A 13,279-nucleotide genomic window follows, 5' to 3' on the forward strand; every position below is an offset into this window, starting at 1 on the left:
CGCCCCTTCCAAGGTTTTTCGCATCCCTTCTGGAGCGGCCGCCCCACGCGGCTGAGACCCTGTCTATCCCAAAGAGATGTAGAAAACCTTTCGGGAAGCGCCGGACCGCATTCGTTTTCTTGGCCGACAATTTCGCAGAAATGAAACCTGATGAAGGAGCCGAGCTATTCTTCGGAAGAAAATATGCGGGAAATTCAATGAATTTTCTTGTAAATGCCAACTATGCATATCAAAGCGGTTGATGGCGTGATTGCTGACGCTTGATCAAGGCAACGCTCCCTTTGGCAACAAACTGGTGCCAGCCCAGGCAAGCCAATTGGGAAATACGAGTGCATTTGGATACCCCCACCATTCGCGCAACTTCGAGATGAAGTTCAATTCCGGGGAAGATCATGGATCGAGTTTCCAGCGCTTGGCGGAATGATTTCGGTCAGACCAGACCTCTCGTTCTTGCGGGCGACAGCGGTAGAGGTCCTATGCCCGGTTCGGCAAGCCATCGGCCGAGGTTTTCCTGATGCGCCCCGTTGCCTTGATCCTCGCGATCCTGCTGTCGGGGTGCGGAGCGTCAAGGAGTATCCCGGTTGCCGAACCTTCAACGCAGTCCCCTGCGGAGATTGTCGCTGGATGCTGCGACCGGGCCGGTTTCTATCCCGATTGGGTGATCAGGACCGCTGACAACAATTCAGAGGTCATGCGCAGGCTTGGCAGCCTGCAACTGCGACCCGGACGCCTGAAGCGACATCACAGGGCGCAGGAAATGATACTGGACAATCTCCGGCCGCTGGACGTCGTGTTCATGAACTCCAAGAACCGGATGTCCGGGGTTCTCATACCGGGTCAGTTCACCCACGGCGCAATCTACCTGGGGACCCAAGACCAACTTCGGGCGTCGGGACTTTGGGGTCTACCCGCACTTGCGCCCTGGAAGGGCGAAATCTCCGGTGGGGCGGTCTTCCTTGAAGCGGTCGACGGCGGCGTCCGCCTTGCACAACCGGACATTGTCCTGAATACCGATGCCCTTTTGGCCCTGAGACCGCGCGGAATCGACCGCAAGGACGCGTTGCGCCGGGGCATTGGGCAAATGGGTGTTCCATTCGATATGCGATTTGATGCGAGCGATCCCTCAGCGCTGTTCTGTGCGGAGTTGATCGAACTGATGTTCCCGGAGATCAATCTTCCCCGAACGGAGGTCATCGGGCGGGAGACGATATTGATCGACGCAATCGCTGCGGGTGCACTTTCGGGCGAGCTGGCCTTTGGAATGGTCGGTTATGTGAAGGCGACGGCGAGGGGCGGCGTGCGCGTGCTTTCAGCGCAGGAACTTGCTTGGGACGTGCGGCGGGCGTGGCCAGGCGTAGAGCAGGTTGTGGAACAGTGATCCGGGTTTGGTTCAATCCCCTCGCCGTTCGAGACGAGCTTTTGACCCGAAGAGAAAGCCTCTTGCGCCGCAGGTCTCCCAATGGCTGGACAGGTGAGACGGGCCACGCCGGATATCGCGTTATTGCAGCGCGACCGCGTGCAACGTCGGCGGCCGTGATTCCCCGTCATTTGATAGGGACGCTGGCTGCGGTGCTGCTTGTGTCGGTGATGGGATGCTCTCCGCGCGAGGGATATGGAATCCTCGAAGGCGGCGTACCTTCAAAGGCGGGGGGCGCCTGGCGCACAAGCGAGGGGACGGTCTACCTGTCGCCGGAAGGACCGAAGCGCCAAGATGCGCAGTTCGTGATACCGGACGCAAATGCGGACCGCTCCATGGTTCGGCTCGAAGCCCTATCGCGCCAGCCAATCTCGGTCGAGTTGCGCTGCGAAGGGCCCGCAGCGCTACGCCGTGCCAACTTATCGAGGCTTCACTTGCTTCCCGGCAGGACACGGAAAGTCGATGTACCGCCACGCCGAGCCCGAACAACAACGATTGACTGGCGACCGGAAACCGGGACCTGCCATTTGGAATGGGGAGATGGGTACAAGATTACCCTTCGGCCAGAGAGCGAAGTTCTGCCTGAGTTGTCGGATGTCACGCGTGCTCCGCTCAGGTGCCGGGCAGACCCGGAGCTTCGGCTGGATCCCCTTCAGCGGGTATTTCTCGACGAAGGCCCGATGCTTCAGACCTGCCCAATTGCCCCAGGTCGCGTCAGTCTGCACGGCGACCCGCTGGACGCGCTGAATGCGCGGATCGAAGCTTTAACGGGAAGCAAGGTATCCCATGACCTTCTTGCCAGCGGGAACCCTGATTTGCCCCTCGACTTCTCGCGTGCACCCAAGATTGACGTGATCCAGCTGTCTTACCTGCATGTGCGGGCAGATTTCGTCGGATATCTGACGGCACGCATGCTGGCATACCACGCGATGCGGGGAGCGCAGGTACGAATCCTTGTGACCAGATTGGTCATGACCGAAAAGGACCGCGCATTCTACGACTCTCTCTCGGCGCGCTACCCGAATATCCAGATTCAATACTACAAGTGGCGCAATCCCGGGCTTGCCAGGCCCGGAGACCTGGTCAACCGGTTTCACCGGGTTCAGCACACCCGTGCCTTCCTTGTTCTGTCCCCGGAGAAAGGGCGCTCACGATACATTTTCGGAGGGCGAAATCTCCATGACGGGTTCTTCTTTTCAAGCCCGTTCGATCTGACGGACTGGCCCTACCTTCATACCTATGACGAGGAAGGCTTTCAGGACGTCGGGTTCTATTCGGTCTACGAGGACCTTGAGGTCGAGCTGCGCGATGACGAGGCCGTACGCAGCGTAGCCGCGCATCACCTGGCCCTGTGGAACCGCGACGCTGAAACGCAGCATGTCGGACCCTTCCGGCCCGGGCGCACGGAGCGGGTTCGCGGGATGCGGCATTACCTGTCGCTCCCCTGGGCCGACGGACGCGACCAGATACGCTGGTTCGCCGACGCGATAGATGCCGCATCGGAAGAGGTACTGATCGTCACGCCCTATCTGAACCCGCCCGAGCAGATCCAGGCAGCTCTCCTCAGGGCGCGACAGCGCGGCGTGCCGGTGCGGATGGTGGTGCGGCTTGAATCGACGGACCCTGCCGGTTTCGTCATCACCGCGCTGAACCGCCGATATGCGGCGAACTTCGCCGGAGTGTTCGAGATCGAGGAATACTTTCCCAGGCCGCTCATGATGCATACGAAGATGATGGTGATCGACAGGAGACTGGCCGTCACAACCAGCACCAATCTCGATCATCGCGCTTTCTGGCATGATACAGAGAACGGGCTGGTCTTTCTTGACACTCCGCAAGTCACGGCACTTCTCGACGTCGTCGAGGAGTACAGAAAGTCCGCACGGAGGTTGACGCCGGATGAACCGAAGCATCCTCTCAGTGATGCGCTCTATAACTGGCGCTGGCTGCGTTCGGTATTCTGATTAAGTTCCGCTTCGCACGAAGTTCCGATCGGTCTTGCTATTGCCAAAGCGCAGCCCAAGGAAAAAAAGGCTTTCAAACCGGTCAAAGCTGTCCTATAGGCGGCTTCTTACTCCAAGGGCCCTGCTGGACGACATCCCGGCCTGCGCCATCACTCTTTCGAAAGGGGACCCCGATGTCGATTACTGCTGAAGAAAAAACAAAGCTTATCAAGGATTTCGGCCTCAAGGACGGTGACACCGGTTCGCCAGAGGTTCAGGTCGCCATCCTGTCGTCGCGCATCGCGACGCTAACCGAGCACTTCAAGACCCACAAGAAAGACAACCACGGACGCCGTGGCCTTCTGAAGATGGTCGCCACGCGCCGGAAGCTGCTCGACTATGTCAAAGCCAAGGACGAGGCCCGCTATCAGTCGCTGATCGAGCGTCTGGGTCTGCGCCGCTAAGGCAAAAAGACAGATTTCCGAAAAGGCCACGCATCGCGCGTGGCCTTTTTGATTTCAGGGATGGCATAAGAGTCCGATGAGCGAAGAGTTCGACATATTCTTGGTGTGCGCGCCCGGACTTGAACCCTGGCTGGCCGATGAGGCCCGCGACGCCCACTTTGCCGTCGTCGGCGCGGTACCCGGGGGCGTTACCCTGCGCGGTGCCTGGTCCGAGGTCTGGCGGGCGAACCTGACACTCCGTGGCGCGACCCGAGTCCTGGTGCGGTTGGCCGAGTTCCGGGCGATGCACCTGGCACAGTTGGACAAGCGCGCCAAGAAACTGCCGTGGGGCGATTGGCTGCGCCCTGACGCGCCCGTGCGGGTCGAAGCCACCTGCCGGAAATCCCGGATCTATCACGACAAGGCTGCGGCGCAGCGCATCGAGGGTGCGCTCCGCGCCGCAGGACTCCCGCTCTCGGCCGACGCCTCTATCGTCCTGAAAGTCCGGATAGAAGACGATCTTTGCACCATCAGCGTCGACAGTTCGGGAGAGAGCCTCCACAAGCGCGGCCTGAAGGTTCAGGTGAACAAGGCGCCGATGCGGGAAACGCTTGCAGCGCTGCTTCTGAGATCGGCGGGATACAACGGTTCGGAACCCGTCTGCGATCCGATGTGTGGCTCGGGCACTTTCGTGATCGAGGCCGCAGAGATCGCACTTGGACTTTTGCCGGGCCGTGAGAGAACCTTTGCTTTTGAGAAGCTCGCTTCGTTCGACCGGGTTGCGTGGGAAGCCATGCGCGTACCGTCAGCCCCGAAGATCACGCCGCTTCGGTTCAAGGGATCCGATAGGGATCAGGGTGCGGTCCGCATGAGCGAGGCCAACGCGGCCCGTGCCGGCGTGGAGTTGGTAACGGAGTTCGCCTGTGTCCCCATCAGTGAAGCCGCGCCGCCCGAAGGACTGCCCGGACTCGTGATCGTGAATGCCCCTTACGGCGGCAGGATTGGCAGCAAGGCGCCCCTTCACGGTCTCTATGCCGCATTCGGACAGCGCATGCGCGAGTCGTTCAAGGGATGGCGTGTCGGCCTGATCACCTCCGAGCCGGGCCTAGCACGCGCCACGGGGCTCAAGTGGGCGGATACGGGGCCCGTCGTCGATCACGGTGGCACCAAGATCAGACTGTACCGTACGGACCCTCTTTAGCCGATCTTCAAGTCGCGCCCGTTCCGCCGGTCTGTTTGCCGCGTTGCCGGAAGTGCATGACGAGCAAGAGAGATCCGAGACTCAGGCTGGCGAAGGCAAGAAGCCAGAGTGTGATGAACCCAAGGCTTTGGCCCTGCCCCGGCTCCAGCACCAGTGTTCCGCCGTCCTCATGCGTCTCCACGCGCGTACCGATGTGCTGCATGTTCCAGAATTCACGGATCTCGATCTCGCGTTCAGCGGAGCCGAGTTTCGGGAAGACCAGAACGAGCGGCGCGAGGCTGTTCACTTTCCACGCGAAGTAACCGAGATAGGCCTGAAGCTCTTCGAGCCCCATCTTGTCGACTGTCTCGGGAGAGGTACAAACCGCGATCGATGTCTCGCCATCCCACGGCGTCTCGAATGCCGGAAGCGCGTCTGGATCGTGCACCATCATGGAGATGCCTTCGAAGGGCACGGGCGTACCTTCGATGCTGGCCTGAACGGAAGAAAAGACCTCATCGGCAAGCACAAAGGTGCCTTCGTAGAGACCTTCGATATCAACGGTGCCATCGCTACCCAAGAGCCCCTCGGCCCCCGCCCCAAAGACCGATTCAAGGTCAGAGGCCGGCACCGAGAAATACAGCGAGATCGACTGAGGCCTGCGATCCACGATCAGCACGGGGCGTTCGGACGCCTCGGCACGTGAACGGGTCGCGTCGGCATGACCGGTCGCGGCGTATGTGAACCCAAGAAGGACGATTAGGAACCGCAGCATTCAATAATGATGGGCACCTGGGAAAAAATGTCGAGCCTCGCCTTGCGCCCGGTCCCGCAATAATTTGACCTGCGTCATGCCGCAGGACATAAAGCTGAGCCATGCTGCGACAGGATCGGAGGACGCGCACATGACACTCAGCCACCAGACACCCGACATCGAACAGCCGGAGATTCGCGTTCCGTTGGATACCGTATGCTTCATCATCTCGAAGGCACATCAGTTCGGGGTGGGGACCGGACCTGCGGAGGCGGAGATGATTTCCTACATTTCCGACCTGAACCAGGGCGCGCAGATCGATCTGGTCGCGATCATGTGGCTGGGCCGCGACGAGGGACCGGACGACTGGGCCGAAGCACAGCAGATTGCGACCGACGAACACAACGATCACACGGCGCAATATCTTGTCGGAACGCCGCTGCTGGCCGACTACCTGGAAGAAGGTCTGTCCCGCATCGGCAGGGATTGCTCGGGCTACAACGAACTGAACGTCTGAGCCGGAGCCCGACCCCGGCACAACACATGCCAAGCCCTCTTCGCGAAAAGGGTGCGTGTTTGTGTTTCCAATCGCACCAAACTCCTGTATGGCGCGCCTATCTGAGACGTGACGCACGGACCCCGGCGTGATGCGAAGGATAGGGGTCGGCGGCAATGGGGCCGCCATTCAAACGGGCACTCGGACCGCCGAGCCGGCCCAAACAGGAAACGATAGATGTTCAACCAAGTTAAGAAATCCATCCAGTGGGGCGAAGAAACGCTGACACTGGAAACGGGCAAGATCGCCCGCCAGGCCGACGGTTCGGTCATCGCCACCTATGGCGAAACCTCCGTTATGGCCAACGTGACCTTTGCCAAGGAAGCAAGACCCGACCAGGACTTCTTCCCGCTGACGGTCCACTACAACGAGAGATACTACGCTGCCGGTAAAATCCCCGGTGGATTCTTCAAGCGCGAAGCCCGTCCGACCGAAAAAGAGACGCTGACCTCTCGCCTGATCGACCGCCCGATCCGTCCGCTGTTCGTCGACGGCTTCAAGAACGAAGTCCTCGTGATCTGCACCGTGCTGTCGCACGACCTCGTCAACGATCCCGATATCGTCGCCATGATCGCCGCTTCCGCCGCTCTGACGCTGTCGGGCGCACCATTCATGGGCCCGATCGCGGGCTGCCGCGTGGGCTTCGAGGATGGCGAGTACGTTCTGAACCCGACGGTCGACGACATGCATGATCTTCGGAACACCCCCGACCAGCGTCTGGACCTGGTGGTTGCCGGTACCAAGGACGCCGTCATGATGGTCGAGTCGGAAGCCTATGAGCTTTCGGAAGACGAGATGCTGGGCGCTGTCACGTTCGCACACGAGCAGATTCAACCCGTCATCGACCTGATCATCGATCTGGCCGAGGACGCAGCGAAAGAGCCGTTCGACTTCACCCCGCCGGACTACTCGGCGATCTACGAAGCCGTGAAGGCAGCCGGTGAAGATCAGATGCGTGCCGCATATGCGATCACCGACAAGCAGGAGCGCGTTGCCGCAGTCGCCGCCGCCAAGGAAGCGATCAAGGCCGCGCTGACCGAAGAGCAGCTTGAGGACAAGAACCTCGGTACTGCTCTGAAGAAACTGGAATCGTCGATCCTGCGGGGCGACGTGGTCAAGAACGGTCGCCGCATCGATGGCCGCGCCACCGATCAGGTTCGCCCGATCGTGGCCGAAACGGGCCTGCTGCCCCGGACCCACGGTTCGGCGCTGTTCACCCGTGGCGAGACGCAGGGCCTCGTGGTCACCACGCTGGGCACCGGCGACGATGAGCAGATCATCGACGCGCTGCACGGCAACTTCCGTTCGAACTTCCTGCTGCACTACAACTTCCCGCCCTACTCGGTCGGCGAGGTTGGCCGCTTTGGCCCTCCGGGCCGACGCGAAATCGGCCATGGCAAGCTGGCCTGGCGCGCACTGCAGGCCGTTCTGCCTCCGGCAACGGACTTCCCCTATACGATCCGCGTGGTCTCGGAGATCACCGAATCCAACGGGTCGTCCTCGATGGCGTCAGTCTGTGGCGGTTCACTGTCGATGATGGATGCCGGTGTTCCTCTGAAGTCGGCGGTTGCCGGCGTGGCCATGGGACTGGTGTTGGAAGAGGACGGGTCCTATGCCGTTCTGACCGACATCCTGGGCGACGAGGATCACCTGGGCGACATGGACTTCAAGGTCGCGGGCACCGAGAACGGCATCACTTCGTTGCAGATGGACATCAAGGTTGCGGGCATCACGCCCGAGATCATGAAGTCCGCTCTCGCGCAGGCGAAAGATGGTCGGATGCACATCCTTGGGGAAATGAACAAGGCGCTTTCCGGCGCCAAGGGTTTCTCCGAGCATGCGCCGCGCATCGAGACGATGACTATCCCGACCGACAAGATCCGCGAAGTGATCGGCTCGGGCGGTAAGGTGATCCGGGAGATCGTCGAGACCTCCGGCGCCAAGGTCGATATCAACGACGACGGTGTCATCAAGATCGCCTCGCCGAACGGCGAAGCCATCCAGAAGGCCTATGACATGATCTATTCGATCGTGGCTGAGCCGGAAGAGGGCAAGGTCTACAAGGGCAAGGTCGTCAAGATCGTCGATTTCGGCGCCTTCGTGAACTTCTTCGGCAAGCGCGACGGGCTGGTCCACGTCAGCCAGATCGAGAACAAGCGCCTGAACCATCCTTCCGACGTTCTGAAGGAGGGCCAGGAGGTCTGGGTCAAGCTTCTGGGCTTCGACGACCGCGGCAAGGTCCGTCTGTCGATGAAGGTCGTCGATCAGGCGACCGGCGAGGAAGTCGCGAAAGAAGAAAAGGAAGACGCGGAATAACCCCCGCAACTCCACCGGAAAGGCCCGCTTCGGCGGGCCTTTTCGATTCTACCCTATGCCGCGGATACGCGTCGTGATGCGCTGCGCCTCGGATGTCGCGCGGCTGACGGTACGACGAGCGATGCTTTCGATATCCCGGAACAGGCGCGACGCATCGGTGGACCAGGGGGCATCCAACGCCGCGTTTATATCGTTGCCTTCCAAACCGAGCGCACCTGCAACCCTCTCGATTGCCCGCGTCGCTCTTTCGGACTCGGCGCCATGGTGGAACCAGAGCTGGCAGGCACCCGCAAGAATGCGCTCTTTCTCTTCCTTGTCGGCAATCTTGGAGAGAATCCGCTCAAGCGGCGCCCCCCTTGCTGTACGCAGAAAAGCGACGGCCTTGGCGACCTCGCCTTTTTCCAGCTCCTCTCCGGTAACCGACTTGTAGACTTCGGCAACGTCGCGGGGCGATGCACCATCGCAGGACCGTGCAACATAGACGATGGCCACGATCAGCCGCCTTCGTTCCAGACCTTCGGGACGTGAAAGGCCACGCTGCCTGAGGCGCGGAGCGATCTCGAGGGAAGACACGGCAAAGCCGGCAAAGGCAAGCCCCGCGGCCAGGAACAACGATGCATGCGTGCCACCGCTGCTTCCGGTTTCAGAGCCCCAGAAGCCCAGACGCGCATTCGCCGCGGCGACGAAACAAAGAAGCGCGAGCAACCCAAGGCCGATTTCGAATTTTCTGGTCATGAGAGCTGGCTAGGCCAGCATTGTGACGGAAAAATGGCCGAGAACGCCTCAGAACTTCAGACTTTACCGAAACGTTGGTGGACGTGTGTTCACTCAAAGTTCATGGGTTTTGACCGATCGCGCAGAACATCAGGAGATTGTCCGCAGCGGATTCTTCCCGTTCACAGCTCTCTTTGCAGGACATTTTTTGCGAACCGGCGCGCGATCTCCTGCGCCGAAGCGAAAAAGGCCACGTTCGCGGACAAGGACGAGGAAAGGGGCGCGCAGGTGTCCTTCAGACCTTCCGGATCAGAGCTTGCGCGCGGAAACGACAAAGTGGGTGAGCGTCTGAAAGAACCGCCCTTGAGCGGCGAGGTCTTCCTGCTCTTCAACCCAGGCCCTGGCCTCGTCGGCGGGAACGTGGCCGTTTGAAACGGCGTAGTTCTCCATCAGAATCATCATCATTCGGGCTATACCGTCAGGCCGGAGCGTTGTGTCCACGAATGTGAGTGGTTCCACCGAGGCAATCTCGAATCCCGCCTCTCGGAGGAGCCCCGGCAACTTCGCCGGCAAAGCGTTGTCTGCGACGTGCCTATCCCACGACTTGCACATCCGCTCCATCCTTTCCGGGTCGTCACTGTACCACGCCAGTGTGCCAAAATGCATGTCTCCCAACACAAGGCGACCGCCGCGGCGGAGCACGCGGTGAGTTTCCCGGAGACTGATCGAAGGATCTTCAAGATACTCGAACACCTGGAGCGACAGCGCTCCATCAAGCGAACCATCCTCCAAAGGGAGCGTTTCGGCAGTGCCTTCGATGATTTGAACATTTTCGAGGTCTCGGATCCGGTCCTCGGCCAGCGCCAGCATCTCGGCGCTTGGGTCTATGCCGATGACCTGTCCTTCTGGTCCTACGGCCAGTGCGAGTTCACGGGTAAGAAGACCGTTTCCGCAGCCAATATCTATCAAACGTTCGCCCGCGACAGGCGCGAGAGCATCAAAGGATGCCTGCCTGCGGTTTCGGAAGTCGGCACCCTGATAGGCTCGCTCAAGGACCGCCGTCGTCGCATCATCGAATCTCAGCATCCGAGGCCTCCGGTAGCGATTGTACCCAAAGACGGATCAAAAGCAAAAAAGGCCGCCCATTGGGCGGCCTTTTTTCCGATGCCTGGGACGAATCAGCCCTGACGTGCCTTGAACCGACGCTGTGTCTTGTTGATCACGTAGACACGGCCCTTGCGGCGCACGACGCGGCAGTCGCGGTGCCGGTTCTTCAGCGAGCGGAGCGAGTTGCGAACCTTCATGGGTCCTCTCCTCTGTCGCGGCGCTGATTTGCGCCTTTGTTTCGGTTCTGCCTATTCCCCTTGGGGAAAAGGCGGTGAATGGTGGGCGATACTGGGATCGAACCAGTGACCCCTTCGATGTCAACGAAGTGCTCTACCGCTGAGCTAATCGCCCTTGTCCGTCGCGTCCGTCCTGTTCAAAAGAACAAGACGCGGGGCAGGCCCCGCGCCGGTTCGTGGCTCTATAATCGTAACCAGAAAGCACTTCAAGGGCTTTTGGCGTCCGTATTTTGTCGCTTATACTGCAGCCTGAAAGGAGACGCGTGACTTGGCTTACCGATTGACCATGCCGGATATCAGGACGACCAGTGTCGTCTTTGCGTCTCCGCATTCCGGCAGGGACTATCCTTGGAATTTCGTCCGTAAATCGGTTCTCGACGAAAAGACCCTTCGGTCTTCCGAAGATGCTTTCGTGGACAGGCTGTTCGAGAGCGCCCCTCTTTGCGGTGCACCACTTCTCGCGGCGACCGCACCGCGCGCCTGGATCGACGTCAATCGCTCCTCCGACGAGTTGGACCCATCGCTGATCGAAGGCATAAGCCGATCCGCGCACAACCCGCGCGTCAGTTCGGGGCTTGGCGTGGTGCCGCGCGTGGTTGCCAACGGCCGCGCCATTTATCGCGGAAAGATCACGCTTCGCGAGGCGCAGACGCGAATCGACACCCACTGGAAGCCATGGCACGACGCGATCGACCAGTTGCTCCGAGACAGCCTGGTCATGTTTGGCGAGGCTATTCTGATCGACTGCCATTCGATGCCGCATGAAGCGATCGAGTCCATCGGTCACCCGCAAGGTCGCCGTCCGGATATTGTCTTGGGCGACAGGTTTGGCGCTGCGGCATCGTCCGAGATTGTCGATCGCGTGGAAGCCGCGTTTGAGGCCGCAGGACTTCGGGTCGCCCGCAACGCACCATTTGCCGGCGCTTATGTGACGCAGCATTACGGACGCCCAGGCCGAGGACAGCATGCGATCCAGATCGAGATCGACCGTGCGCTCTACATGAACGAACAGGCGATACGGCCGAACGCCAACTTCGACGCCTTCAAGTCGGTCATCGACAAGGTTGTCGAATCGATAACTAACATTGGTCGCGCGGATGTTGCGCTCGCCGCCGAATGACAGGCGCGCTGACGAGCATCAATAGACTGAAATGAAAAGGGCGCCCGAACGGACGCCCTTTTCAGCATGTAGCACTACGATCAGCTGTCTTCTAGAGACAGAGCCACAAAGCGCGGATCACCGTCCCGGCGCACGAGAAGGAGAAGCGACTTGCGGCCCGCCTCACGAGCTTCCTCGATGCGGTCTTCAAGATCCTTCACGCTGGCCACCTTTTCCTGCCCAGCCTCGGTGATGAGATCGCCCGCACGAAGGCCTTTTTCGTAAGCCTCGCTGTCTTCCGCGACATCTGCGACCACGAGGCCTTCGGCGTCGTCGGACAACCCCAGTTGCTCGCGCAGTTCATCAGTCATGTTGCTGACCGTGAGGCCCAGGATATCTCCCGTGACAGGATCGGTCGAGTTCACCGAGGCCGGGATCGGACGCTCGGCGTCTTCACGGCGGCCGAGGGTCACGCGCAGGGTTTCAGTCTTGCCGTCGCGGAAGACGAGAACGCGCACTTCCTTGCCCACAGTGGTCTCGCCCACCTGACGCACGAGACTGCGGGTATCGTCGACCTCGACACCGTCGAAGGACAGGATCACGTCGCCCGCCTCCATGCCTGCCTCAAGGGCCGGACCTTCAGGCACATCGGTGACCAGTGCGCCACGAACTTCGGCCAGTCCAAGCCCTTCGGCGAGGTCATCTGTGACATCCTGAATACGGACGCCCAGCCAGCCACGGCGGGTTTCACCGAAGTCGCGAAGCTGTGCGATGACGTTCTCGGCCACACGGCTGGACATCGCGAAGCCGATGCCGATCGAGCCACCGTTCGGAGACAGGATCGCCGTGTTCACCCCGATCACCTCGCCGCTCAGGTTGAACAGCGGGCCGCCGGAGTTGCCGCGGTTGATAGCGGCGTCGGTCTGGATGTAGTCGTCATAGCTGCCTGAAAGGGCACGGCCACGCGCCGACACGATGCCTGCGGAGACCGAGAAGCCCTGGCCAAGCGGGTTGCCCATGGCCATGACCCAATCGCCGACGCGGGCCGCCTCGCTGTCACCCCAGCTGACGAACTTGAGCGGTTTGTCGGAGTCGACCTTGAGAAGGGCGAGGTCGGTGTTCGGATCGGTGCCGATGATTTTGGCGTCGAGCTCGAACCCTTCGAAGAACTCGATCAGAACCTCGTCCGCGCCTTGAATGACGTGGTTGTTGGTTACGATGAAGCCATCTTCGGAAATCACGAACCCGGAGCCGAGAGCCTGACTGCGGCGGGGGCTTTGGCCGTTCGGGCCGTTACGGTCCATGAAGTCGCGGAAAAAGTCCTCGAACGGAGACCCTTCCGGGACGATCGGACCGGGCTCGGTCGAGGCCGCAACCGTTGTAGACGTGGTGATGTTCACGACCGCCGGGCTGACCTTTTCGGCCAGATCGGCGAAGGTGTCCGGCCGTGACTGAGCCGCAGCCGTCAAAGCCTGGGCGATGACGAAGGCCATGCTCAGGATAAAGAGCCAGAT

12 protein-coding genes and 1 tRNA gene are annotated in these 13,279 nt (G+C 60.6%); 7 read left to right on the forward strand and 6 right to left on the reverse strand.

The window, feature by feature from the left end; all coding sequences use genetic code 11:
- The first annotated feature begins 514 nt into the window (after nt 1-514).
- From ACKLNI_RS11440 to ACKLNI_RS11455, 4 genes are all read left to right on the forward strand, one after another.
- Nucleotides 515-1,378 carry a YiiX/YebB-like N1pC/P60 family cysteine hydrolase gene (locus tag ACKLNI_RS11440; RefSeq protein ID WP_413719201.1) on the forward strand — a complete coding sequence of 288 codons (864 nt, stop codon included), beginning with the start codon at nt 515-517 and terminating at the stop codon, nt 1,376-1,378.
- A gap of 62 nt (nt 1,379-1,440) precedes the next feature.
- On the forward strand, nt 1,441-3,381 hold the full coding sequence (locus ACKLNI_RS11445) for a phospholipase D-like domain-containing protein (RefSeq protein ID WP_413719202.1): 1,941 nt from the start codon (nt 1,441-1,443) through the stop codon (nt 3,379-3,381).
- Nucleotides 3,382-3,554: 173 nt separating this feature from the next.
- Nucleotides 3,555-3,824 (forward strand): 30S ribosomal protein S15, encoded by a 270-nt coding sequence (gene rpsO / locus ACKLNI_RS11450; protein WP_413719203.1) that lies wholly within the window; start codon nt 3,555-3,557, stop codon nt 3,822-3,824.
- 76 nt (nt 3,825-3,900) lie between these two features.
- Complete coding sequence (locus ACKLNI_RS11455) at nt 3,901-5,004, forward strand: THUMP domain-containing class I SAM-dependent RNA methyltransferase (protein WP_413719204.1); 1,104 nt, start codon at nt 3,901-3,903, stop codon at nt 5,002-5,004.
- 7 nt (nt 5,005-5,011) lie between these two features.
- Here the strand turns inward: ACKLNI_RS11455 and ACKLNI_RS11460 are convergent, their stop codons facing one another.
- The gene (locus tag ACKLNI_RS11460; protein ID WP_413719205.1) at nt 5,012-5,758 is read right to left on the reverse strand and encodes a hypothetical protein; all 747 of its coding nucleotides are present in this window, start codon (nt 5,756-5,758) and stop codon (nt 5,012-5,014) included.
- A 76-nt stretch (nt 5,759-5,834) separates the two neighbouring features.
- Between ACKLNI_RS11460 and ACKLNI_RS11465 the strand changes: the two genes are divergently transcribed.
- Entirely contained in the window at nt 5,835-6,254 is a 420-nt protein-coding gene (locus tag ACKLNI_RS11465) for a DUF3775 domain-containing protein (RefSeq protein WP_413719206.1), read from the forward strand.
- A gap of 216 nt (nt 6,255-6,470) precedes the next feature.
- The gene (gene pnp, locus ACKLNI_RS11470; protein ID WP_413719207.1) at nt 6,471-8,609 is read left to right on the forward strand and encodes a polyribonucleotide nucleotidyltransferase; all 2,139 of its coding nucleotides are present in this window, start codon (nt 6,471-6,473) and stop codon (nt 8,607-8,609) included.
- A gap of 48 nt (nt 8,610-8,657) precedes the next feature.
- Here the strand turns inward: pnp and ACKLNI_RS11475 are convergent, their stop codons facing one another.
- From ACKLNI_RS11475 to ACKLNI_RS11490, 4 genes are all read right to left on the reverse strand, one after another.
- The gene (locus ACKLNI_RS11475) at nt 8,658-9,344 is read right to left on the reverse strand and encodes a hypothetical protein (protein WP_413719208.1); all 687 of its coding nucleotides are present in this window, start codon (nt 9,342-9,344) and stop codon (nt 8,658-8,660) included.
- Between the two features lie 288 nt (nt 9,345-9,632).
- The gene (locus ACKLNI_RS11480; RefSeq protein WP_413719209.1) at nt 9,633-10,409 is read right to left on the reverse strand and encodes a methyltransferase domain-containing protein; all 777 of its coding nucleotides are present in this window, start codon (nt 10,407-10,409) and stop codon (nt 9,633-9,635) included.
- A gap of 92 nt (nt 10,410-10,501) precedes the next feature.
- The gene (gene ykgO, locus ACKLNI_RS11485; RefSeq protein WP_005850168.1) at nt 10,502-10,627 is read right to left on the reverse strand and encodes a type B 50S ribosomal protein L36; all 126 of its coding nucleotides are present in this window, start codon (nt 10,625-10,627) and stop codon (nt 10,502-10,504) included.
- A gap of 79 nt (nt 10,628-10,706) precedes the next feature.
- Nucleotides 10,707-10,781: transfer RNA gene (locus ACKLNI_RS11490), tRNA-Val, on the reverse strand.
- Nucleotides 10,782-10,952: 171 nt separating this feature from the next.
- Here ACKLNI_RS11490 and ACKLNI_RS11495 point away from each other — a divergent pair.
- Nucleotides 10,953-11,786, forward strand: coding sequence for an N-formylglutamate amidohydrolase (locus tag ACKLNI_RS11495; protein ID WP_413719236.1), 834 nt, complete (start codon nt 10,953-10,955; stop codon nt 11,784-11,786).
- A gap of 80 nt (nt 11,787-11,866) precedes the next feature.
- On the opposite strand, the gene ACKLNI_RS11500 is transcribed toward ACKLNI_RS11495, so the two are convergent.
- Complete coding sequence (locus ACKLNI_RS11500) at nt 11,867-13,258, reverse strand: DegQ family serine endoprotease (protein ID WP_413719237.1); 1,392 nt, start codon at nt 13,256-13,258, stop codon at nt 11,867-11,869.
- Nucleotides 13,259-13,279: the final 21 nt, after the last annotated feature.

Origin of the sequence: Silicimonas lutimaris (genome assembly GCF_047314965.1) — a bacterium.
In the GTDB taxonomy this organism is placed as follows: domain Bacteria; phylum Pseudomonadota; class Alphaproteobacteria; order Rhodobacterales; family Rhodobacteraceae; genus JAVJUV01.